General features: G+C 45.1%; 19 protein-coding genes. 6 read left to right on the plus strand and 13 right to left on the minus strand.

The genetic code is table 11. The features are described 5' to 3' along the window. Positions 1 to 80: 80 nt before the first annotated feature. From PP178_RS10515 to PP178_RS10565, 11 genes are all read right to left on the minus strand, one after another. Positions 81 to 686: a DinB family protein gene (locus tag PP178_RS10515; protein ID WP_272594298.1), complete on the minus strand. Its 606-nt coding sequence runs from the start codon at positions 684 to 686 to the stop codon at positions 81 to 83. A gap of 117 nt (positions 687 to 803) precedes the next feature. Then, positions 804 to 1,349, minus strand: a complete 546-nt coding sequence (locus PP178_RS10520; RefSeq protein WP_272594299.1) for a DinB family protein — start codon at positions 1,347 to 1,349, stop codon at positions 804 to 806. Between the two features lie 300 nt (positions 1,350 to 1,649). Then, on the minus strand, positions 1,650 to 2,594 hold the full coding sequence (locus PP178_RS10525; RefSeq protein WP_272594300.1) for a hypothetical protein: 945 nt from the start codon (positions 2,592 to 2,594) through the stop codon (positions 1,650 to 1,652). Between the two features lie 155 nt (positions 2,595 to 2,749). Next, on the minus strand, positions 2,750 to 3,619 hold the full coding sequence (locus PP178_RS10530) for an ABC transporter ATP-binding protein (protein ID WP_272594301.1): 870 nt from the start codon (positions 3,617 to 3,619) through the stop codon (positions 2,750 to 2,752). Beyond that, the gene (gene modB, locus PP178_RS10535) at positions 3,616 to 4,290 is read right to left on the minus strand and encodes a molybdate ABC transporter permease subunit (protein WP_272594302.1); all 675 of its coding nucleotides are present in this window, start codon (positions 4,288 to 4,290) and stop codon (positions 3,616 to 3,618) included. Before modB ends, PP178_RS10530 begins: the two co-directional genes overlap by 4 nt. Beyond that, positions 4,284 to 4,685: a TOBE domain-containing protein gene (locus PP178_RS10540; protein ID WP_272594303.1), complete on the minus strand. Its 402-nt coding sequence runs from the start codon at positions 4,683 to 4,685 to the stop codon at positions 4,284 to 4,286. The genes modB and PP178_RS10540 overlap by 7 nt, the downstream gene beginning before the upstream one ends. Further along, the gene (gene modA, locus PP178_RS10545) at positions 4,678 to 5,436 is read right to left on the minus strand and encodes a molybdate ABC transporter substrate-binding protein (protein WP_272594304.1); all 759 of its coding nucleotides are present in this window, start codon (positions 5,434 to 5,436) and stop codon (positions 4,678 to 4,680) included. Before modA ends, PP178_RS10540 begins: the two co-directional genes overlap by 8 nt. Positions 5,437 to 5,483: 47 nt before the next feature. After that, complete coding sequence (locus PP178_RS10550; RefSeq protein ID WP_272594305.1) at positions 5,484 to 6,086, minus strand: alpha-ketoglutarate-dependent dioxygenase AlkB family protein; 603 nt, start codon at positions 6,084 to 6,086, stop codon at positions 5,484 to 5,486. Between the two features lie 13 nt (positions 6,087 to 6,099). Beyond that, positions 6,100 to 6,942 carry a methylated-DNA--[protein]-cysteine S-methyltransferase gene (locus PP178_RS10555; RefSeq protein WP_272594306.1) on the minus strand — a complete coding sequence of 281 codons (843 nt, stop codon included), beginning with the start codon at positions 6,940 to 6,942 and terminating at the stop codon, positions 6,100 to 6,102. A gap of 129 nt (positions 6,943 to 7,071) precedes the next feature. Then, on the minus strand, positions 7,072 to 7,599 hold the full coding sequence (locus PP178_RS10560; RefSeq protein WP_272594307.1) for a GAF domain-containing protein: 528 nt from the start codon (positions 7,597 to 7,599) through the stop codon (positions 7,072 to 7,074). A 335-nt stretch (positions 7,600 to 7,934) separates the two neighbouring features. Next, a complete protein-coding gene (locus PP178_RS10565) occupies positions 7,935 to 10,388 on the minus strand; it encodes a M14 family metallopeptidase (protein ID WP_272594308.1) in 2,454 nt (817 codons plus the stop codon). A 203-nt stretch (positions 10,389 to 10,591) separates the two neighbouring features. Between PP178_RS10565 and bshC the strand changes: the two genes are divergently transcribed. Continuing rightward, on the plus strand, positions 10,592 to 12,193 hold the full coding sequence (gene bshC, locus PP178_RS10570) for a bacillithiol biosynthesis cysteine-adding enzyme BshC (protein WP_272594309.1): 1,602 nt from the start codon (positions 10,592 to 10,594) through the stop codon (positions 12,191 to 12,193). On the opposite strand, the gene PP178_RS10575 is transcribed toward bshC, so the two are convergent. Next, positions 12,182 to 12,724, minus strand: coding sequence for a pyridoxamine 5'-phosphate oxidase family protein (locus tag PP178_RS10575; protein WP_272594310.1), 543 nt, complete (start codon positions 12,722 to 12,724; stop codon positions 12,182 to 12,184). The genes bshC and PP178_RS10575 overlap by 12 nt on opposite strands. Before the next feature lie 614 nt (positions 12,725 to 13,338). On the opposite strand from PP178_RS10575, the gene guaA reads away from it, so the two are divergent. The 3 genes from guaA to PP178_RS10590 are packed head-to-tail and all read left to right on the plus strand — an operon-like array spanning position 13,339 to position 17,441. Next, complete coding sequence (guaA, locus tag PP178_RS10580) at positions 13,339 to 14,871, plus strand: glutamine-hydrolyzing GMP synthase (protein ID WP_272594311.1); 1,533 nt, start codon at positions 13,339 to 13,341, stop codon at positions 14,869 to 14,871. A 15-nt stretch (positions 14,872 to 14,886) separates the two neighbouring features. Then, positions 14,887 to 17,040, plus strand: a complete 2,154-nt coding sequence (locus PP178_RS10585) for a LysM peptidoglycan-binding domain-containing protein (protein WP_272594312.1) — start codon at positions 14,887 to 14,889, stop codon at positions 17,038 to 17,040. Further along, the gene (locus tag PP178_RS10590) at positions 17,037 to 17,441 is read left to right on the plus strand and encodes an OsmC family protein (RefSeq protein ID WP_272594313.1); all 405 of its coding nucleotides are present in this window, start codon (positions 17,037 to 17,039) and stop codon (positions 17,439 to 17,441) included. The genes PP178_RS10585 and PP178_RS10590 overlap by 4 nt, the downstream gene beginning before the upstream one ends. Positions 17,442 to 17,473: 32 nt before the next feature. Here the strand turns inward: PP178_RS10590 and PP178_RS10595 are convergent, their stop codons facing one another. Further along, positions 17,474 to 18,343 carry a hydroxypyruvate isomerase family protein gene (locus tag PP178_RS10595; protein ID WP_272594314.1) on the minus strand — a complete coding sequence of 290 codons (870 nt, stop codon included), beginning with the start codon at positions 18,341 to 18,343 and terminating at the stop codon, positions 17,474 to 17,476. Positions 18,344 to 18,567: 224 nt separating this feature from the next. Here PP178_RS10595 and PP178_RS10600 point away from each other — a divergent pair, with 224 nt between their 5' ends. Together PP178_RS10600 and yidC are read left to right on the plus strand one after the other, a co-directional pair. Beyond that, entirely contained in the window at positions 18,568 to 20,205 is a 1,638-nt protein-coding gene (locus PP178_RS10600) for a CTP synthase (protein WP_272594315.1), read from the plus strand. A 92-nt stretch (positions 20,206 to 20,297) separates the two neighbouring features. After that, positions 20,298 to 22,145 (plus strand): membrane protein insertase YidC, encoded by a 1,848-nt coding sequence (gene yidC / locus PP178_RS10605; protein WP_272594316.1) that lies wholly within the window; start codon positions 20,298 to 20,300, stop codon positions 22,143 to 22,145. The last annotated feature ends 290 nt before the right edge of the window (positions 22,146 to 22,435 follow it).

The following is a 22,435-nucleotide window of genomic DNA, read 5'->3' on the forward strand; positions in this document are numbered from 1 at the left end:
CTTGAAGCCCTGATATTGTGGAGCCTACAAAAAATAAAGCACATCGCTGGGATGTGCTTTTTAACTTTTACAGGATATGTTTATTCTTCAGGGAAATTTGGGTTTTCCATGATTTCTGCGATCTGTGCATTGTGCCTGGCTGTATGGCCAGACATGAAGAGTACAGCCTGGTATGCGTCAATCGTTCCGAAAGGCATCTGGGCAAAATGATTCCTGAGATCATCCTCTGTTTCTTTCATATATTCAATATGAGCCTCCCTGGCTTCTTCAAAGGCTTCCAGGGTTTCGTCAAAGTCTCCAAACTTCCCGCTAGGTTCAAAAGCCTCTGCGGTTTTAATCTTCTGGTCACGATTGGTGATCATTCCCAGGATATCGGCATCAGACATTTTAACTTCCGAACGCATATCGGCATTGGCAGGGGATTCTAATGTTCCCTTTAACATGTCCCCGATCATTTTCTCGGAGATCGCTAAGTGCTCTACACACTCGGCCACCGACCAGGATTCCGGGCTGCTCTTATAATTGAGTTGCTCCTCGGACAAACCTTCAATCGCGTTTATCAGGTTGTCTCTGGTTTCTTGCAGATGGTCTACTGCCATCGTTCGTTCCTCATCCGTCAGTTTCAGACCGGACATACCAAACCCCATTAGTAACAGGGCGAAAAGGATAGTGCTGATTTTTTTCATAAGGCTGTATTTTAATAAGTGGAATATGTTTAAGTCGTTACATTTCAGTGTGATAACCCTCGGTAAACGACTGTTTAAGATACTCCAAAATCTCTATATATCCTTTAAAATGCCTCCTTATTTTGAATGGGTGCCAAGAAAAACATTCACCCCTGGAGGGATGGGATTCCCGGCGGCTCTCCTGAGCATAACTATCTGCCCTGTATGCCAGATAGCATCTGAAACCGGGCCATTGATGAGGTGCCAGAAGTTGAATTCTGAGGATCCCTTCTCGCTGCTGAACCTGATCGGGTAACCAGAGAAGTCGCTTTGCTGGGCGAACAAATCGGCAGAGGCCTCAAGCCGGTTAAGAGTAACGACACGCTTTTCTTCAATAGAAAGCATAGCCTTTGGTTTTTCAGAACGGTTGACGATTTCCTTCTGTGCCGTGGCCAGGACCACCTCGGAGAGATCGTAAATATGCTGCATCAACTCTTCTATGGAGCGAAGATCATCACCGGCACGAAACACATAATTTTGTTCGGTAAGTGCTTCTGTAGCCCAGTAATAGCGGAAAGCCAGTCCGTCTACCATCCTGGCCAGGGTAGTACCCGCCGTGTATTGCTCACCCCGTTGTGGGAGTTGCTCATAGCTTTTGCCAGTGCTATCCGAGGTTTGTCCCATAGTTAGCTGCATTATAAAAATTGTGGAAAATAATACGATATGTTGTTTGCTCATCATTAGGATTGGTGTACAGGTTGAAGGGTAAATACAGCACGCCAGACCCTGAACAGGCAGGGGGGTCGTATATGAAATGCCTACGCACCACCAGTCAAAGCAAGGGGATCTCCAGCTTCTGTTTTACCGTGAATAAAAATACATAAAATCTGCGGTCACCATAGAAAACCGTGCTCTTTTCACCTGGGTTGAGTGAATTATAGCGAACAACGTCTTCTTGCCTTAATATCGCATGGTCGAGCCTGCTCAGGGGATGGTGAAAGGGATCAGCATATTCTTCTCCCGGGCATTGGGCACCTCTGATATTAGGGCATAAGAACCTGGCTCGAGCTCTGCTGTGAAATATCCTGTCTTTCCTGCCGGCATATCATTCACCCCGCCCAGGAAGATAACCCCCTCAGGAGCCGGAGAGATCAGCCCTTTGGGATCAACCCAATTCATCCAGGCTGCTAATTGGTCCAGGTCTGCATTTTCTTCCAGCCTAACCAGGTTAACATCGTGCCCTACAAAATGTTCATGGGTTACCTGGTCCTCGTAGGTCACCTGGAATACCTGTGGTCCTTCCTTTATGGAATCCTGTACCTGTATTCCTTCAGCGCCCGAAATACCAATACGCACTGTGGGCTCAGGGGGGGTATTGGCGGTTGTGTCCTGGACCACAACCAACTCTTTTACCATACCCATAACTCCATGAAAAACACCGTTTGGCATTTTAACATAACACTCCAGTACATAATAGCCTGGATCCATGTAAATGGTACTCTCAGCCACTTCCCCAGCGGATACAAGTCCTACGCCACCGAAGAATACGATTTCGGAAAACCAGGGCGGTAACTTACCGAAAGCTTCCATAGCCTTATTCATTTCCCCCTTATTGATCAAATCCATCCCTTCCTGAAAAATAGGCATCACCTCTTTTTTTCCGTCTTTGATGTATTTACCCTCGGGATACTTATCCAGTAAAATAAAATGAGGTTCACTAGAGGCATTGGTATAGCGAAAGGTCTGCCAACCTGATCTGATAGTGTCTTTAATCTGGAAGTCCATGACCTCTGTGAGTACTTCAATCACCTCTTCCTTTTTCACCTCTGGCTCTTTTTTATGGTCTTCCTTACATGAAGCAGCTATCAGTAGAGCGATGAGTACAAGCACAATTCCTGTGCTCCTAAAATGGTTTTCGATGGTGTGCATGATATTGATTTTTAAAATTTTAGTGCAAATAGCCGCTTTAGGGGAGAACTGTTATATGGAACGACTGCTGGAGGAATTTAAATGTACGTAAATTTTCTATGTTTTCACATAAATATTTAACATACAGCAAGATGGGAGAAGTGTTATTTACTGATTTATACTTTGTTGAGAATTGGATTAAAAGCTTTTGAGGCGACAACAACCTGGTCTCCTACCTGTAATTCCCTGCTTTCTTTCTCCGAGACCACTACTTTTACCACGTTTGTGGCGATCAATAAGGTGATTATCCATACCACTTCCTCCTGCTGTATGTGCAAGACCCTGCCACTGAACTGGAATTTGCCGCTGATCTTGTGCTGCATAAATACCTCGGCCGGGCTGCCAACCTTACAAATGCTACCACTTTCAAGAACTGCCACGCGGTCCGAAAGTTTGATTACTTCACCAAGGTCATGACTGACCAAAATAATAGTGAGCCCGTAGCTTTGTTGTGCGTTGATGAGAAAATCCTGTAGCTGGTTCCTCATCTGGTGATCCAGGGCAGACATGGGTTCATCCAGTAAGAGCAGTTTTGGCTTTCGGACCAAGGCTCTTGCCAGGGCGACACGCTGTTGCTGCCCCCCGGAGAGCTGCCCGGGTTTTTTATGCTGTAGTTCGCCCAGGCCACTGATCGCAATTAGCTCTTCAAGGAAATCTTCTTCCCCTTTACGGAGTCCGTACAACAGGTTCTGCCGGGCTGTAAGGTTTGGAAATAGGGCGTAGTCCTGAAATACAAACCCGATGTCCCTTTGCTGGGGTGGTAGGTCTATATTCTTGTCGGCATCATACCAGGTTTCTCCGCCTACCACGATACGGCCGGAATCAGGTGGTAACAGCCCGGCTAACATTCTAAGGGTAGAGGTCTTACCTGCTCCTGAGTCGCCATAAAGGGTGAGGCTTTCGCCTGTTCCCAGATCAAACCGCAGGGCTAATTCCATCCCGCCTTGAGCAGACCATAATTTCTTATTTAGCTCTGCTGTGATCATCGCCAGAATTTTTTGAGGTAGCCGCCATTGACCAGGTAAACCAGGAGTAAAATAGTGAAAGTAATCGCAAACAATATCATAGAATAGAAATTCGCAGCTTCGTAATTAAGGGCTTCAACCTGGTCGTATATGGCTATCGAAGCTACCCTGGTTTCTCCCGGGATATTTCCTCCGATCATCAGTACTACACCGAATTCGCCCACCGTATGTGCAAAGGAGAGTACTATGCCGGTGAGCAAGGAAGATTTAATGTTGGGAAGCAAAATCTTATATAAAGTGGTGAACCTGGATTTTCCCATCAGGTAAGAGGCTTCTTTTAATGAAGTTGGAAGAGATGCTAAACCAGACTGTATGGGGTGTACCATAAAAGGCAGGCTGTAGACCATGGAAGCGATCACCAAGCCGGGAAAGGAAAATATAAGTTGAATGCCTAACCACTCATCTAACCACTGCCCGAAGGAATTTGAAGGACTAAATGCCAGCAGAAAGTAAAAACCCAGGACCGTGGGTGGGAGCACCAGGGGCATGCTTACCAGGGTTTCTATAATGGGCTTAACCCTAGACCGGCTGGAGGATAACCAGAAAGCGAGGGGAATAGACACAAAGAATAACAATACCGTGGTTACCGCAGCCAGTTCAAAAGTGATCTTAAGTGGAGTTCCCTCTAGCATGGCGATAGCATCATTTCGTTTAGTTTAACCATCGCCTGTACTACTTTTCCGGGCTCTAATTTTAGTTGCGTCACGGCGGCTGTAGAGATGATGGATTCCAGCTTGCCCAGTTCACTGTTTAGAATTAAGCTGCTCAGCAGTTCTCCTTTTGATATAGAGAAAACGGTAGCCGGTATCCGGTTTTGTAAACTGATATCCAGCGGTCCTGGCTTTGCAATTACCACTTCTGTCTCTTTAAAAAGTAGTTCTACATCGGCTCCTTGAACCAGGTATCCTAAGGTGTCCGGGGTATCAATAATGATCGATTTCAATACTCTGTTGCCACAGTGTACACTGACCAGGGAAAGACTTCCGCTAACCTCTATTCCCGATATAACACCTTTTACCTTATTCATATACCGAATATCCAAATTTTTTCAGGATCTGCCTGGCTTCAGGGGAAAAAAGGAATTCAGAGAATGCCATGGCCGCTTTTGGCTGAGCGGAATTTCTTAGACAGGCTACTCCCTGTTCTATGGGGGTATATTTCTTCGAATCAAGATCGACCCATTTGCCTATCCCGGCCACCTGGGCAGACAACACTACTGCTTTGGCAGTAATACCTACTTCTGAGGCGCCGGAGCGAATAAACTGGCTGGCCTGGGCAACACTTTCACCGTAGACCAGTTTATGAGCAAGCTGATCGTATATTCCGGCTTCTTCTAATGCCTCTATGGCCGCCCTTCCATAAGGTGCGGTGAGCGGGTTAGCTATGGCAATATGATGAATGCCCGGATCTGTAAGTGCTTTTAGTGAAGGTTCTATCCCGGGCCTGTTAGTCCAGATGACTAAGGTACCATAAGCATAGACCCGCGGTGGGCCGGATAATAAATCTAACTTTTCCAGTTCACGGGGATAACGCATATCTGCTGAGACAAGTATATCGTAAGGGGCGCCCTCACGTATCTGTGCTGTCAGTTTTCCGGAGGAACCAATGATGATTTCACAGGCGATTCCCGATTCACTGCTATAGGCTTCAACCAGTTCTTCCATTGCATACTGCATATTGGCAGCGGTAGCAATCCTCAGCTTCTGCTGGGGTTTCCGGCAGGCCGAGCACAACAATAGTAAGCAACAGAGTATTGTAAATAGGGGCCGGGAATGCATATCGCTAATTTATGGAAATCCGGCAAGTTTTGGTGTTTTCATCGGGATTAAGCGATAGTCCGGAAGGTAAGGTTGATCCTGGGTTCGGTTATACGCTTGCTCGGGGGAAGTCGATGCAACCAATGTTGCTGGGTGGTCCCTTTCATCACCAGCAAGCTTCCCGGTTCCAGGAATACAGATATTTTTTCATGAGTTTCCCTATGTTTAAAAACAAAATTCCTGCCTGCTCCAAAACTCATCGAGGCGATGGTGCCCTGCTTGCGAAGTTCTTTTTCGTTGTCGCTGTGCCACCCCATTCCTTCCGCACCACTGTGGTAAAGGTTGAGTAAACAAGAATTAAATGTTGCCCCGCTTTCCAGTTCTGCCCTTCGTTTTAATTCCTCTAATAACGGAATCCAAGGCAGGGCTTTTTTAGTAGTATGGCTGTAGGTATACGAAAAAGGTTCGGAGCCATACCAGGCAACCTTTCTTTTGGTTACAATACGCTTGCCGAACATCATTAATTCATCGTGTTCCCAGCTTATCTCCTTCAGTAAGGCTTCCATGTATCGGGAGGCCGAATTCAGATCCATCAATGGACCGTGGTAGTGCACCAGCCCGTCAAAAGGTAATAGGTTTCCAGAAGATGTTAATTCATTATCCTGGTTCATAATTCAATCAATATCATTCAGACAACCTGGAAGCTTCCCATCCTAATATAGCCGATTTGCGATTTACACCCCAACGATAACCTCCGAGTGCCCCGCTGGATTGAATGACCCGATGGCAGGGAATGAGGAACCCCACAGGATTACTGCCTATGGCAGTGCCCACGGCCCTTGATGCCTTTGGCATCTCTATCTCCGCTGCTATCTGTCCGTATGTCTTGACCTTCCCCTCCGGAATTTGCAACAGTGCCTGCCAGACTTTCAATTGGAAGGGGGTGCCTTTTAAATGGAGCGTTAAGGGTTCATCAGAGTTCGGGTCTGCCTGGAAGCGTCTCAAAGCCTCCAGGTGGGTCGGTTCCGCTATCTTCTCGAGTTTTGCTTTAGGAAAAGATCCTCGTAATTTTTCCAAAGCCCCCTCTTCATCATCAGTGAACAGTACCTGGCAGATTCCTTTACCGGTTGAGGCAATCAGCGCCTTACCGAAAACAGAATCGTAGAACTCGTAATGTATTTCCAGGTTCATAGCGCCTTTCCTGTATTCACCCGGTGTCATTCCCTCGATGTTCAGAAAAAGATCGTGCAACCTGCCGGTACCGGAAAGCCCGGTCTTTTCCGCAGTGTCAAATAAGCTTAGTTTCTGTTCTCCTAAAAGTTTTTTGGCATACTCCAAACTGAGGAATTGTATGAATTTTTTTGGACTCACTCCGGCCCAGTTCGTGAAGAGTCGCTGGAAATGTGCAGGACTCAGGTGTACCTGCTCAGCAATCTCGTCCAAAGTTGGTTGTTCCCGGAAATGCTTCCTGATGTAGTCAATTGCTTTTTCTATCCGTTGGTAATCCAGCACCTCCTGCTTTTCCATATTCTGATCTCTTTGGTTTACAAAGATATAATGCAGAACAAACAGAAAAAACCCGAATAATGCGGAATTATAACGTAGCGCAGAAAAATTAAAGAGTTTAAGGAAACCCTAAGAGGCACTAAGATTCCGCTAGCTTTGGGCCAATCCTTTATTATTAAGATCCCGGACCAATTCCCGGGCCTCGAGCTGGAGTTCTACCCTGTCCATCACAATCCTGGACAGTTGGATAAGCATAGAAGACTCCTTGCCATTCAGACTCCTTGGTTTGGCATCGATGATCACAAAGTTACCTAGACGGAATCGATCTTTGGTGATCAACGGAGCAGCGGCATAGAACTGAAGACCCAGTGCACCGGTAACCAGGGGGTTGGTCAGCGTCCTTGGATCCTTGCGTGCATTTTCAACAATGTAAACGTCATCAGACAAAATAGCAGAACTGCACAAGCCCGGTTCTTTTGGAATTTCATCAATATCCAGACCGTAGGAAGATTTAAACCAGATCCGGTCTGTGTCCACTAAGGAAATTATAGAAATAGGGACGTCAAAAATCTTTACCGCAAGAGATGTGATCTCATCAAAGCTACCATCCTGGGGTGTGTCTAATATTCCGTATTTATGAAGGTTTTCCAGCCTTTTTATTTCTAGTGTGGTATCCATATCTCAATATACGAAATTAAGTGCTTGTTTAGTTTTTTAGCTATTCGTAATTAATCGAAAATTGAAACAATTCCTCTGCACATCTTGTATAATCGTTAAAAGCCGATATCTACTTCATTAGGTTGGTACGCAAGGAATTATCTGATCGTTAAACAAATCGGTATAGCTGTTTAATAACACCGTGCTAAAATTAAGTTAAACCGGGCACTTTGGACTCGGTTGCAAGGAGAATTTGTAAATAGAAGTACTTGGAAAATAGAAATGTTTGATGGTAGATTAAAATAAAAAAGGTGGGCATTTTGGCCCACCTTAATTCCTATCTGATTTATACTTGCTTAGTTGACCATGAAAATAGCATTGGCAAAGAATAACTTTCCTTTCTCCCAGAAACCGCGGAAGAGGGGGTTATCTGCCATATAAATTACGTTCCCCCTGCCCTTAGATTGTACGCCGAAGATCAGGGTGTTCTCCCTGTTCTTCTGAGCCTGGCTCCCCGCAAAACCTGCGATAGGTTTGGTCTCTTCATCCATGTATACCACGGTACCCTTATCCAGGTACTCAAACCGGTCATTCCCGAGTTTCAGGGTATAGTAGGTGTCTCCGTAACCATAGGCCAGGGGATGGGTATTATCTACTTTGGTTTTAAAAATGGCACCGGTGATAGCATTCTTAATAGATTCTCTTTCCTGTTCCCCGTGCGGCTGAACATTTTTCTCCGTACTGTCTGCCTCTATTTTCCTCGATTTGATGGAGAAACCAGATTGATCACTTAGAACACCCATGGCATTCCCCATCGCGATCAGGTTACCACCCTGGGAAATCCAGGAAGATAAGCGATCCCTGAGATTATCTTTTAACAATGATTCATACCCACGTCCGTCAGGCAGGATCAGAACGTCGTATTCATCCAGATTTACCCTATCCCAGTAATCGGCATGCAGTACTGTAAGCGGATAATTCAACTGCTGTTCAAAAAAGTGCCATACCTCTCCAAACCTGAGTGTACTGGTGGGCTCCCCACCTAATACAGCAATTTTTGGAGGGAGTATCAATTCCACGGAGGAGGATCCAAAATCTTTCCCCGAATCCACAAACCCCGTTGAAACCGCGGCCAGGTCCTTATTGAATTTCTTAGCCGTTTCCTGGAGTTTGCTGATGTAATCTTTTTGGTCTGCGTTATCGGCCCGGGTAAGGATCAGGCTACCGCGTTCATAATTTTTACCTTCTAGCCTGAATGGTTTTTGAGAATAGCGAACCTTTATTCCGTGTTGCAGCAAAGCGGCCAGGAAGCGGGCATCCTTCATGCTGTTCCAGTCGCTTACATAGGCATAACTATCTGGGTTTAATTGGTTATTACTATGCTCCTGCATTTTATAGGTCGATGAAGACACTAATTTCTCTGATGCAATGGTTTCGAGCCCGTAGGCATAGGGCAGGGACCAGGCTGTGATGTCATAGGTAACCGAATCACTGAGTTTTGCATTAGGTTCAAACAGCACTTTAACAAGGTTACCCTTGGTCTGGTCTGTCGATATCACCATGCTGGCAGCATTGGTCTTAGTGCTCCCGTTCTTTTGCTGCCGGTAATTGTAACCACTCACAGAACTACCGTCCCCGGAACCATACTTAATTTGATGCTTGTCCAGGAGTTCGGCAAGCGCGTCCAGTTGGTCGCGGTTCCCGCTTAAGACATAACTGTTATACTTATAATTCCTGTCCCTGTAATATTTTTTAAAGGAGTCGTTCAGCAGTGCCGCGTTTTTTGAAGCTACTTCTACGGTAGACAATCCGGTGGTCAAGTGATGTGCTATCCTGTCCTTCAGGGTCAGGGTGTCGCCCTCGCGGGTAATTATTCCCAGGCCGGCACGGCCGCTTCCTCCTTGCTCGTAAGTCATCCCAATTGCACCATTATAAGTAGGGTAGGTGTCCCCGTAGCTTGGGTATAGCAGATCAAATACTTCTTTGGTAAAATAGTACCAACCATTGGCATCAAAATACTTAGCGTGGTTTTTACCAATGGTCTCCTGGAAATCTCGTTGAAAATCGGTGATCACTTCGTGGTAGGGTTCTGCAGCCGGGGCAAAGTAATACGGGGAATCAACTCCTTGCTCATGGAAGTCTACATGAACATGTGGCATCCATTCATTGTATTTCTTTAAACGCTGCTGGCTTTCCACCTGTGTAAGCCAGGCCCAGTCGCGGTTCAGGTCAAACATATAGTGGTTAGATCTTCCTGACCACCAGCCTTCGTGATGTTCCACACTATTGGGGTCTACCTGGTTGGGCCTGTTCCTGTATTGTTTGTACCAGTTCACATAGCGATCCCTGCCGTCAGGATTTATTGCAGGATCCATGATCACGATCGTATTTTCGAGGTAAGCACTTTTATCGGTGAGCAGATCATATATGGTCTGCATAGAGGCTTCTGTACTTACACTTTCATTACCGTGAACATTGTAGCTAAGCCACACAACGGCTTTTTCTGCTTCACTACTTCCCTGAAGGCTTTTTAGGTGTTCTTCCCGGATACTTTCCAGGTTCTGCATGTTAGATTCCGTAGATAGGTAGGCTAGTAATAGGGGTCTTCCTTCATAGGTGCGGCCATAGCTTTGCAGTTGTACCTGGCCCGGCCTGGATGTGGCTACATGTTGATAATAATCTTCCACCCTGTAATGCGGTGTGAATTCTGTTCCTAATTCATAGCCCAGGAATTCGGAAGGGGATTTTAGATCCTGTGAAAAGGCCAGGAACATCCAGAAGAATGAAAAGGTAAGCAATATCTGCTTCATGTTATTTGCCGGTTATTAGGTTAGATAAGCTCCAAATCTAAACATTATTGAGCAAATGCACTACAAAATTAATGGGGCCATAAAAGCCTTTGAGCACCATTTACAGAAGGGTTGGACTTCTGCCGAGGGCTTCCTATCTTAACGTATATTTAGGAAATGAAAGTTTCAGGAAACTTATCTTTACCAGCAATTAAGGCGCATTCATGGACATAGACTGTATTCCCTTCTCAAAAACCGGCTATTTTTCACAACTTATCGTAGATTACCTGGATCAGAAGGATCATCTAAAACCCTTTTACAATTCATTTCCCAAGCTGGCATCTTTTGGTTCACAGCTGGAACGGAAAAACGAATCCTATACGGAAGAGGCTCGCATTACACTGGTCCGGGCATTACAACAACAATATGAGGGTACTGCTGTAAACCCGGCCACCAGCAGGCATATCTCCATGCTGGAGTCGTCCAATACATTTACCGTGGTTACAGGTCACCAGTTAAACCTGTTTACAGGCCCGCTTTACTTCCTCTACAAGATTATTTCTACTATAAATCTCTGCGACGAATTAAAGAATGTATACCCGGATCGAAATTTTGTTCCGGTTTACTGGATGGCTACAGAGGATCATGATTTTGACGAAATTAATTACTTCAATTTCAAGGGAAAGAAGATTCAGTGGAGCAAAGATGCTTCAGGGGCAGTTGGCCGCTTGGATAACCAAGGGCTGCAAGCAGTGTTCGACTCGTTTAAACTGGAACTCGGTGCAGGGGAAAATGCAGATCGTTTAAAGGATTTATTCAGCAAGGCCTACCTGGAACATTCAAATTTGGCATCTGCCACACGTTACTTAGTTAACGAACTGTTCGGAGATTATGGGTTGGTAATCCTGGATGGAGATAATGCGCTTTTGAAAAAGCAGTTTGTTCCTTACATGAAGAAAGACCTGGAGCAGCAGCTGGGTTTTAATACGGTTAGCCAAACTATTAAGGAATTGGAAAAAATTCCTCAGAAATACGGGATACAAGTTAATCCCAGGGAGGTGAATTATTTCTATTTAAAAGATGGCATCAGGGAACGTCTGGAGCATCAGGATGGTCACTATTATGTACTGGATACCGATATAAGGTTCACAGAGGAAGAACTGATGAAGGAGCTCAATCAGCATCCTGAACGTTTTTCTCCCAATGTAATGACTCGGCCATTATACCAGGAAGTAGTATTGCCTAATCTCTGCTATATAGGGGGTGGAGGCGAACTGGCTTATTGGCTGGAATTAAAAGCCTTTTTTGAGCAGGCAGAAGTTCCGTTTCCGATCCTCCAATTGCGAAATTCAGTCCTGATGATCAGCGATAAGCAGGCCGGTAAAGCGGAACGGCTAAATGTGAAGACCACTGACCTTTTCTTAAAGCAAAGCAGCCTGATCAATAAGAAAATCCGGGAAATTTCTAACATTGATATCGATTTTGGTCCCCAGAGAGAGCAGCTTGTCCAGCAATTTTCCGGCATGTATGAACTGGCAGAGAAAACTGACAAATCTTTCCTTGGAGCGGTAAAAGCCCAGGAAGTAAAACAACTGAAAGGACTGGATAATTTAGAGAAGCGGTTGCTGAAAGCACAGAAGCGGAAACTGAGCGACCAGGTGTCGCGATTGACTGCCCTTCAGAACGAGTTATTTCCTAACCAGAGCCTGCAGGAAAGACAAATGAACTTTTCAGAGCTATACCTGGAGATGGGGCCGGGGCTGATAGAGAAACTGAAACAAACGCTTCAGCCTATACCGAGTGAATTCCTGATCTTAAGGTACTAGGAAATCGGACACCCAGCGTTCCTCGCTTTTTTTAGAAAATCGTATCCTGGTATGATGCGGACTGCCAAGCTTAAGGTATTCGATCTTAAAGGGCTCTAATTCCACGATACACAGGAAATTCTCGGTATCCAGATATTCTATATTTTCTCTATCCGCTATTTCACTGCCGGGGGCGAGGGCCGTGGTGTAATCCTTTTTGCTGTGTTCATGCATATCATCCCAAAGCGACTGTACAGATCCGGAATCCTTTCTAACCCTGGCGAGTCCCTCTATTTTGAGTTGCAGCTGCTTTTCCGGATGGTACAACAACATACTCACTTTAGGATTTTCTTTGATATGGATAATTTTTTTGGAACGGTAATCCGTATAAAAGGTAAGGGTGAGATCCTTAGCTACTTTCCGCAAGACCACCGTACGTAATCGTGCCATCATATCAAGGCCCACGGTACCCAGGGTCCCGGTTCTAAAAGGATGTCCTTCATTTATTGGCGCTGCTTCTAATTCCTCTTTAAGCTCTTTAAAGTGATCCATGACGGTTGTTATTTTATCGCCTTATAAAAATAAATATAAAAAAGGTGGTAGGGTTTTTTTATTTCCAGTTGTTATATATACAAATTGCTATGAAAAAGGATTTTTAGTTTTTCCTTATTGTGTTATAAAACTTCATGTGTTTAGGTTGGTTTTTGATTTGAAAAGCCCCGGCAGTCGCGCCGGGGCTTTTCTATTTATAGCGTTGATACCAGGCGTTTTTAGATAGAAAAACATCTAAAATTGATTTTGTAGGAATTAATGTAAAACACTAATAACCAGTATTTTATATAGCTCTATTTTAAGTATAATTAGAGGTTGGAAGAATTTTGGTGTTTTGTTGGCCCCGAAAGGCTGTAGACTTGTTTGGATCAGTGCTTGGCTTACTGAGCTAAATGAATTTGTTTCTGCCAGGTCTCTCTGATTTCTGTGGAGATGATAAGCTGATCAGGGATGCAATATAGGTCAATATATTTTAACAGATTTTGTACTTTAAAATGATATTCATCAGCCGATCCTTGTAATCCTTACAGTAAAAAATTCGCGTTGTGGAAATCTGTGTTTGAAATATCCCCCGGATGAGGTTTTCGGATTCACTCATTTTACTATTTTTGCCCATGCAAAATAACGTCCTCATTCTCGATTTTGGTTCCCAGTACACCCAATTGATCGCCAGGCGTGTTCGGGAACTTAACATTTTCTGTGAAATTAAACCCTTTAACCGCCTGCCGGAAGACCTTTCTGCTTACAAGGCCGTGATCCTTTCAGGATCGCCCTTTTCGGTACGGGCAGACGATGCTCCGCATCCGGATCTGTCAAAGATCAAAGGTAAGCTGCCATTACTGGCTGTCTGCTACGGCGCTCAGTACTTGGCCCACTTTTTTGGCGGGGTCGTAGCTCCGTCAAATACACGTGAGTACGGTAGAGCCCGTTTATCTTCTATAGATAATAAGAACCCGTTCTTTAAAGATATTCAGGAAGGTACCCAGGTCTGGATGAGTCACAGTGATACCATTCGGGAATTACCTACTGGAGCTGTACGCCTGGCCAGGACACAGGATGTGCTGAATGCAGCATATCGTATCGAAGGGGAACATACTTATGCTATACAGTTTCACCCGGAAGTCTACCATACGACAGACGGGAAACAAATATTAGAAAATTTCCTGGTACATATCGCCGGGCTGGAACAGACCTGGACCCCGGACGCCTTTGTAGAGGCAACCGTAGCAGATCTGAAAGAAAAGATCGGTACGGATAAGGTTATCCTGGGATTATCCGGTGGGGTCGATTCTACGGTTGCGGCCGTATTATTGCACAAGGCCATTGGGAAACAGCTTCACTGTATCTTTGTTAACAACGGTCTGTTGCGCAAAAACGAGTTTACCGAGGTGCTTGATCAATATGAGCACATGGGGTTGAATGTAAAGGGTGTGGATGCTTCGGCACGCTTTTTGAAAGCCTTGGAAGGAGAGTCAGATCCGGAGAAAAAAAGGAAGCTCATCGGGGGCGTATTTATCGATGTTTTTGATGACGAAGCCCACAAAGTAGAGGATGCCAAATGGCTTGGGCAGGGAACCATTTACCCTGATGTAATTGAGTCGGTTTCTGCAACCGGGGGGCCTTCAGCGACTATTAAAAGTCATCACAATGTTGGAGGTCTGCCCGATTTTATGAAATTAAAGGTGGTAGAGCCCCTAAAGATGTTGTTCAAAGATGAAGTTCGCCGGGTCGGTGCAAGTATGGACCTTGAGCCAGAACGACTTGGACGGCACCCGTTCCCGGGACCTGGATTAGCCATCCGGATCCTCGGAGATATCACTGCGGAGAAAGTAGCCATACTCCAGGAAGTAGACGCTATTTTCATCAACGGTCTTAAAGAATGGGGATTATATGACAAGGTATGGCAGGCGGGTGCAATCCTGCTTCCGGTACAAAGTGTAGGGGTGATGGGTGATGAGCGTACCTATGAAAAATGTGTAGCTTTACGTGCGGTGGAGAGCACGGACGGAATGACAGCAGATTGGGTGAACTTACCCTATGAATTCCTTCAGAAGACCTCCAATGACATTATCAATAAAGTCCCGGGTGTTAACCGGGTGGTATACGATATCAGTTCTAAACCGCCGGCAACTATAGAATGGGAATAAAGTAATAAGCGGATTATGTATAGAAAGTGTTTGATGCTCTTGGTTTTCCTGCTTATCAGCCTGCAGGCTGTAGCGCAGCAATTTACTACCCACGCAGTAAAGGAGGGAGAGACCCTATATGGTATCGCTAAAAAGTACCGGGTGACTCCTTTTAATATTCTCAAGTTCAATAAAGAACTTAAAAAAGATGCGCCTTTACGCCCCAATACCATTTTGGTCATTCCGCTGGATTCTAAAGCCGCTGAAACCAATATTGTTCCTTCGGATATGGTAAAGAAGAAGGAGGTAGTTCCACCACAGGAGGAACCTGTTGAATTCAAAGTGCACCGGGTTCGCAAGCGTGAGACGCTTTTTGGGATCGCCCGTAATTACAACATTACCGAGGAGGATATCAAAAGGTATAATACAGCATTGTATTCTTCGCAACTGGATAAAGGCATGCGTTTGCAAATTCCTGTTTACGCCGATAAGTCCGATGATGAAGTAGATGAAGAACTGGATAATTTTGAAACCTATACCGTAAAGCCCAAAGAAACGAGGTGGAGCATAGCACATCGCTATGGCATTACTATAGATAGTATGCTGTCACTGAACCCGGAACTTTCCCGGGCCAATAATAATTTAGCTGCAGGGCAGCAGTTAGTTTTACCGAAAATCCCCGGCAGTAGTGTAGGGGAGCAGAAAGTAGATTATTATATCTCGTATACGGTGCCACCCAAAAAGACCCTTTACAGCCTGAGCCAGGAATACGGAATGTCCTCCGAAGAAATCGTACGGCTTAACCCGGAGATCATGGACAGGGGAGGTCTTAAAGAAGGCATGGTTATCCGTTTACCAAAAAAACAGCTGACAGGCCCTGAGGTCAATGCTGAGAATTACGTTTTCTACGAGGTAAAGCCTAAGCAAACTACTTTTTCATTGACCAGGAACCTTGGAATTGGTTATGACGAGCTCTTAGAGCTCAACCCGGAACTTGCCCTTGGTCTTAAGGCGGGTATGATCCTTAAATTGCCTAAAGAACGATCTTTTGAGCTGGAGGTTAAGAACTCCCTGGTATTGGACAAGATTAATCTTGTGGATAGCCTGAACAGGAGACACCGTCCGAGGCTAGTCTATATATTGCCATTTAGGCTGGATAAGATGAACTTCAGCGATGAAGAATTGGCATTAAAAACCCTGCAGAGCCGTAACGATATTAAGTATAGCCTGGGGTTGTACAGCGGTGCCCTGGTCGCCTTGGATTCCATTGCCGAACTTGGAATGTCTGTCGATGTGGTAGCTTATGATAACCAACTGAGCCTGGACAAAACAAAAGAAATTCTTCGTAATGTCAATTTTGGGCAGGTAGACGCAGTATTCGGTCCCCTGGATCAATCTTCATTAGAGGAGGTAGCGGTGCAGGCTGCAGGACAGGAAGTACCTGTGATCGCCCCGGTACCCCTGAACAGTAAACTAAGCCTGGGTAACGTTTTCTTTTCCTATACTTCTGATGAGATCCTTAGGAAACGTATGCTGGAGTTCATGGGGACGCAGGTAACGGACCAGAATGTCATCGTGATTGCGGATGATAAGAATAGGGTTACCAAGGCAGAGATCATGAAAAAATTTCCTCGCGCTAGATCTTTGGCGGTTATAGAGGAAGAAAAGAATATCTCCATAGACCTGGAAGCACTGCAGGAGCTATTGTCAGAAACACAGGAAAACTGGGTATTTGTAGAATCGTCAAATTTTAAGCTCATCTCCAGTGTCACTTCTATTCTTAACTCGGTCAATACGACGGACATTAAAGTGCGAATGTTTACCACTAATAAGAATAAGGGATTTGAGAACCCTGTAATTTCAGGCTCACACCTTTCTAACCTTAGCTTCACCTATCCATCGGCCTACCGTGAAGATACCACGGAAGCTTTTACAAAACGATATGTTAAACGGTTCGGCGGTGAGCCGGATAAGTATGCAATACGTGGTTTTGACCTCACCTTGGATCTTTTGTTAAAGCTGGGTTATAAACTAGACCTGTTCGAAGCCTCACGGGGTATAGGAACTACACAATACAGCGGTAATAAATTCAATTTTGTGAAAGACCCGGTATCCGGTTATTTTAATACCTCTTCCTATATACTGATGTACAATAACATGAAAATTGAAGAAGTAAAACCACAACCATGACCTCGAAAGTGATATATATCGGTGAACTGCGTACCAAGGCGGAACACCTGGCATCAGGGAACGAAATTATTAGTGATGCTCCTGTGGATAACCATGGGTTAGGGCAGACGTTTTCTCCTACAGATACCGTTGCAACGGCCCTGGCGAGCTGCATGCTTACCGTGATGGGTATTAAATCTGATACCCTGGATATTTCATTAAAAGGTGCTGTTGCCGAAGTGGTGAAGCACATGAGTTCTGACCCCAGAATGATTTCCAGGATTGAAGTAACCCTGCGTCTGCCATCACGGGTATCTGAGAAGAATCGGGCTATTCTGGAGCGTACCGGGAAAACTTGCCCGGTATTGCTGAGTCTTCACCCGGATATTAAAAAGGATATCTATTTTCTTTGGGAACAATAAGCAGCCAGGCACCCTGAAAGGTCAGCTGCTTGTTAGACGTCACAGATCCCTATTCCCTGTGCGAGAGAAGAAATTTTGTCCTCCCTGGACGGAATAAACTCCTGTGCCACGTGACCCCTAAAGCCGGTTTCAACAATTGCTCTCATGATCGCCGGGTAATACAATTCCTGGGTTTCATCTATTTCGTGCCTCCCCGGGTTGCCACCCGTATGATAATGCCCTATGTACTGGTGATGCTCCCGGATATTCCGGATCACATCGCCCTCCATGATCTGCATGTGGTAAATATCGTATAGCAACTTAAAATGATCCGAGTTGAGTTCCTTACAAAGAGCGACTCCCCAGGAAGTATGATCGCACATATAATCTTTGTGATCCACCTTAGAATTCAATAATTCCATTTGTAAAACCACCCCGTTCTTTTCCGCAATCGGCACTAGTTTGGACAAGCCTTTAACACAATTCGCAAGGCCTTCTTTATCAGTCATTCCCCGCCGGTTACCACTAAAGCAAATCAGGTTGGTGTACCCGGCATCCGCTACTTTTGGAATCATTTCAGAATACCGCTTCAGTAGTTCGGGATGGTACTTGGGGTCGTTAAAACCTTCGGTCAGACTGATTTCAGCTCCCCAGCACATCGATGCGTGTATACCGTGCTTTTTAAGTAAAGGCCAGTCTTGCGGCCCCACTAGGTCTATAGCCTGTACGCCCAGTTTATTTAATTCGCCCAGGAAAGAATCCAGGGGTATGCTTTCATAACACCAATAGCAGGCGCTATGGTTAATATTGCCTTTTAATTCCGGGTTTTGCTTTTTATCCTCTGTGGATCCGTAGACCTTCTGGTAAGCGAGCATACCGGCCGATGCGGCGAGAGAGGCTCCGAGGAATTTCCTTCTTTTCATATCAGCTATATTAATTGTTTTAAAGATACTGGTTTTTAGTAAAGACAAAATTTTAATCAAACATGCTCTGGTAAATAGTGATATTGCGCCCAGCAAAATCTAACGGCTGCGATCATTTTCTGTAAGGATCCGGAACTTCTCCTTTCCTGAGAATTTCCCGCTGGATAGCCTGTGATTTCTTACAGCATTTCGTACTTTTGTATCCCGTAACATAACATAGACGAATGCCAGATACAAAATACATATTCGTTACGGGAGGGGTAACTTCATCCCTTGGTAAAGGAATAATCGCAGCATCTCTTGCTAAGCTACTTCAGGCAAGGGGTTATAAGACAACCATTCAGAAATTAGATCCCTACATCAACGTAGATCCGGGTACCCTGAACCCTTATGAGCATGGCGAATGTTATGTGACCGATGATGGGGCAGAAACAGACCTTGACCTGGGGCACTATGAGCGCTTCCTGAATGTAAATACCTCCCAGGCAAACAACGTCACTACCGGGAGGATCTATCAAAGTGTAATTGAGAAGGAGAGAAGGGGAGAATTCCTGGGCAAGACCGTGCAGGTTGTACCTCATATCACCAACGAGATCAAAGAAAGAGTTCAGAAGCTGGGTAACAGCGGGGAATACGATATAGTGATCACCGAGATCGGTGGTACAGTGGGAGATATTGAGTCCCTTCCGTATATCGAGGCAGTCCGGCAGTTATTATGGGAACTTGGAGACGGTAATGCCATTGTGGTACACCTCACCCTTATACCGTTCTTATCTGCAGCCGGGGAACTGAAAACCAAACCGACACAACATTCTGTGAAAACCCTCATGGAAAGCGGGATAAAAGCAGATGTTCTTGTATGCCGTACAGAGCACCAGATTACAGAGGATATCAAAGAAAAGCTGGCGTTGTTCTGTAACGTGAAAAAGGAGGCTGTTATTCAATCTATAGATGCCTCAACTATTTACGATGTCCCGGTGATGATGCAGGACGAAGGCCTGGATAAGGTGGTATTGCAGAAACTACATTTAAAAGACGATACCAAACCAGACCTGACCCAGTGGCACGAATTCCTGGACAGGCATAAGAACCCGCAACATGAAGTGACCGTCGGACTGATAGGGAAGTACGTGGAGCTGCAGGATTCGTACAAATCGATCCTGGAGTCTTTTATACACGCCGGGGCGCTAAATGAAGTTAAAGTGAACGTTCGCTCTATTCATTCAGAACACATCACTGATGAGAATTTTGAACAGCAAATGAAAGGGCTGCATGGAATCTTAGTGGCACCAGGGTTTGGAGAGCGCGGAATTGAAGGTAAGATCAAAGCGGTACAATTTGCTCGTGAAAAAGGGATTCCCTTCCTGGGGATTTGTTTGGGTATGCAGATGGCAGTGATCGAATATTCAAGGAATGTACTCGGTCTTACCAAGGCCAATTCGACCGAAATGGACCCGGAGACGCCAGACCCGGTCATCGACCTGATGGAAGCTCAGAAAACGATCACTAATAAAGGCGGCACCATGCGTCTTGGCGCCTGGAGCTGTAAATTGAAAGAAGGATCCTTAGTAGAAAAAGTCTACCAGGGTAAATCGCGAATTTCTGAACGCCACCGTCACCGCTACGAATTTAACAGCCAGTATTTAGAACAGTTAGAGAATGCCGGGCTGATGGCTACCGGGATCAACGAAGAAACCGGCTTGGTAGAGATCGTGGAAATTCCTTCTCACCCATGGTTTGTCGGGGTTCAGTATCACCCGGAATACAAAAGTACGGTGGCAAGTCCGCACCCGCTCTTTGTAGGATTCCTCAAGGCTGTACTACAGTATAAAAAGCAACAAACCAATGCGAAGGTTGCGTAAACCGCGCAAGACGGCATATATTTGCAAACCTTAATTTTTAAGAACCCAGGCTGGAAATAAAACAGCCCGGAATTTTTACACAGATCATTCCCATGGAAGAAAAGAAACTGGATATCAACTCGATCATCGGCTTTGTGCTGATCTTTGGAATCCTCATATTTTGGTTCTACCAGAGCCAGCCCACTCCGGAAGAGGTAGAGGCCCAGAAGGCGGAACAAGCTAAGATTGAAGCAGCAGCAGAGCAGGAAAAGGCTGCCGCTGCTGAGGTGACACCCCAGGAGACCATGCCGGTTTTACGCGATTCTGCAGACCTGGCAGCCTATAAGAATAGTGTAGGAGGCTTCGGCTTTACCGATGCAAAAGAAGGTACGACCGTCCTGGAGAATGAGTTGGTACGTCTGGAAGTCAGTAACCTTGGAGGGCAGATCACTGAGGCGGTACTGAAGAAATTTGTAACCTATGATTCCGTTCCGGTGTACCTGGTAAAGGATGGCAATGCTTCATTTGGATTGAATTTTACCACGACAGACCAGCGTGCCATAAATACACAAAAATTATATTTTGAGCCCAGCCTGAGCAAGAATGGAGAAAACCAGGTGCTTTCGATGAAGGCCAAAGTGGGTCCGGACCGTTACCTGGAATACCGGTACGAGTTAAAACCCAATGACTACCTGCTCGATTTTAATATTCGGTCCCGAGGCATGAGTGGGATCTTTGATAAAAACCAACCCATTCAGTTAGATTGGAGGGTGAAAGGTATCCGCCATAATAAGAGTATACAGTACGGTAACAGGTACACAAGGTTGACGTATAACCACGACGATGGTAATATCAGTAAACTATCCGAAAGCAGTGATGACGATGATATTGAAGAAGATATCAAATGGCTCTCTTACCGGCAACATTTCTTCAGCACCATATTGGCGACAGATAACCACTTTAAGACTGCTGAGCTCCGCTCTGAAAACCTTGTGGAGGAAGAAAGTCCTGAAGAACATTTTACGAAATTATTTAGCACCTCTGCTCCCCTGGAGCTCGAAGGTGGTGAGCTGTCCTATGCCATGAACTGGTATTACGGACCTACCGATGTTGATGTACTGGAACACTATGAAGAATTAGGCCTTGCAGATTCTATCCCCTTCGGATGGGGAATCTTCGGGTGGATCAACCGTTATGTGTTCACACCATTCTACGGCTTCCTGAGTTCCTTCCTACCCTTTGGTATCGCTATCGTAGTAATGACCATACTGGTGCGTTTACTCATGTCACCGGTAACCTACAAGTCTTACCTTTCACAGGCCAAGATGAAAGTACTTAAACCGGAGATCACAGAACTGGGAGAGAAGTACAAGGATAACGCGATGAAAAAGCAGCAGGAAACCATGAAGCTGTACAATAAAGCGGGGGTTAGCCCTATGAGTGGTTGTGTACCTGCGCTGCTGCAGCTGCCGATCTTCTATGCCCTGTTCATGTTTTTCCCAACCTCTTTTGCCCTGCGCCAGAAATCATTCTTATGGGCAGAAGATCTTTCGTCCTATGATACGGTGGCACAATTGCCTTTCACTATCCCGTTTTACGGGGACCACGTAAGCTTATTCCCAATCCTGGCGTCTGTAGCCATCTTTTTCTATATGATGATGACTACAGGGCAGAATATGCAGACGCAGCCCGGTATGCCGAACATGAAGTTTATCATGTACCTCTCCCCGCTGATGATGTTGTTCTTCTTTAACAACTATGCGAGTGGTCTGAGTTTATACTACTTTGTATCTAACCTGATTACCATTTTCATCATGCTTGCGATTAAAAACTTTATCCTGGATGAAGAGAAGATCCATGCTCAGATTCAGGAGAATAAGAAGAAACCGAAGAAAGAGAACAAGTTCCAGCGAAAAATGCGCGAAATGATGGAGCAGGCAGAACAGCAGAAGAAAAAATAGGATACCAACCATCCCGGGAATAGGGCATTCCAAATTGGTGCCGGGATGGTATTTTAACGAGAAAGCTTTCCTTTTGTCGAAATTACCTTGCTGTTTGCTAAAACTTGTTAAAAAAATGTGAACTTTCTTTGAAAGGTGTTGATTATCAGTGCCTGAAATGACAATTAAGAGAGTATGGATTAATTAGACGCTTCTATAAGACTGACAGAAGTTTACATTTTATTGAAATTCGTTTCTCATTGTTATTAAATGATCCCCACTTCATTTAATGAACAATTACCCATATTATG

Source organism: Zeaxanthinibacter sp. PT1 (genome assembly GCF_028464225.1).
Taxonomy (GTDB): domain Bacteria; phylum Bacteroidota; class Bacteroidia; order Flavobacteriales; family Flavobacteriaceae; genus Zeaxanthinibacter.

Bases quoted from the DNA above. Each gene is read 5' to 3' on its own strand.
- PP178_RS10515 (WP_272594298.1), bottom strand. From the start codon at position 686: ATGAAAAAAATCAGCACTATCCTTTTCGCCCTGTTACTAATGGGGTTT.
- PP178_RS10520 (WP_272594299.1), bottom strand. From the start codon at position 1,349: ATGGGACAAACCTCGGATAGCACTGGCAAAAGCTATGAGCAACTCCCA.
- PP178_RS10525 (WP_272594300.1), bottom strand. From the start codon at position 2,594: ATGCACACCATCGAAAACCATTTTAGGAGCACAGGAATTGTGCTTGTA.
- PP178_RS10530 (WP_272594301.1), bottom strand. From the start codon at position 3,619: ATGATCACAGCAGAGCTAAATAAGAAATTATGGTCTGCTCAAGGCGGG.
- modB (WP_272594302.1), bottom strand. From the start codon at position 4,290: ATGCTAGAGGGAACTCCACTTAAGATCACTTTTGAACTGGCTGCGGTA.
- PP178_RS10540 (WP_272594303.1), bottom strand. From the start codon at position 4,685: ATGAATAAGGTAAAAGGTGTTATATCGGGAATAGAGGTTAGCGGAAGT.
- modA (WP_272594304.1), bottom strand. From the start codon at position 5,436: ATGCATTCCCGGCCCCTATTTACAATACTCTGTTGCTTACTATTGTTG.
- PP178_RS10550 (WP_272594305.1), bottom strand. From the start codon at position 6,086: ATGAACCAGGATAATGAATTAACATCTTCTGGAAACCTATTACCTTTT.
- PP178_RS10555 (WP_272594306.1), bottom strand. From the start codon at position 6,942: ATGGAAAAGCAGGAGGTGCTGGATTACCAACGGATAGAAAAAGCAATT.
- PP178_RS10560 (WP_272594307.1), bottom strand. From the start codon at position 7,599: ATGGATACCACACTAGAAATAAAAAGGCTGGAAAACCTTCATAAATAC.
- PP178_RS10565 (WP_272594308.1), bottom strand. From the start codon at position 10,388: ATGAAGCAGATATTGCTTACCTTTTCATTCTTCTGGATGTTCCTGGCC.
- bshC (WP_272594309.1), top strand. From the start codon at position 10,592: ATGGACATAGACTGTATTCCCTTCTCAAAAACCGGCTATTTTTCACAA.
- PP178_RS10575 (WP_272594310.1), bottom strand. From the start codon at position 12,724: ATGGATCACTTTAAAGAGCTTAAAGAGGAATTAGAAGCAGCGCCAATA.
- guaA (WP_272594311.1), top strand. From the start codon at position 13,339: ATGCAAAATAACGTCCTCATTCTCGATTTTGGTTCCCAGTACACCCAA.
- PP178_RS10585 (WP_272594312.1), top strand. From the start codon at position 14,887: ATGTATAGAAAGTGTTTGATGCTCTTGGTTTTCCTGCTTATCAGCCTG.
- PP178_RS10590 (WP_272594313.1), top strand. From the start codon at position 17,037: ATGACCTCGAAAGTGATATATATCGGTGAACTGCGTACCAAGGCGGAA.
- PP178_RS10595 (WP_272594314.1), bottom strand. From the start codon at position 18,343: ATGAAAAGAAGGAAATTCCTCGGAGCCTCTCTCGCCGCATCGGCCGGT.
- PP178_RS10600 (WP_272594315.1), top strand. From the start codon at position 18,568: ATGCCAGATACAAAATACATATTCGTTACGGGAGGGGTAACTTCATCC.
- yidC (WP_272594316.1), top strand. From the start codon at position 20,298: ATGGAAGAAAAGAAACTGGATATCAACTCGATCATCGGCTTTGTGCTG.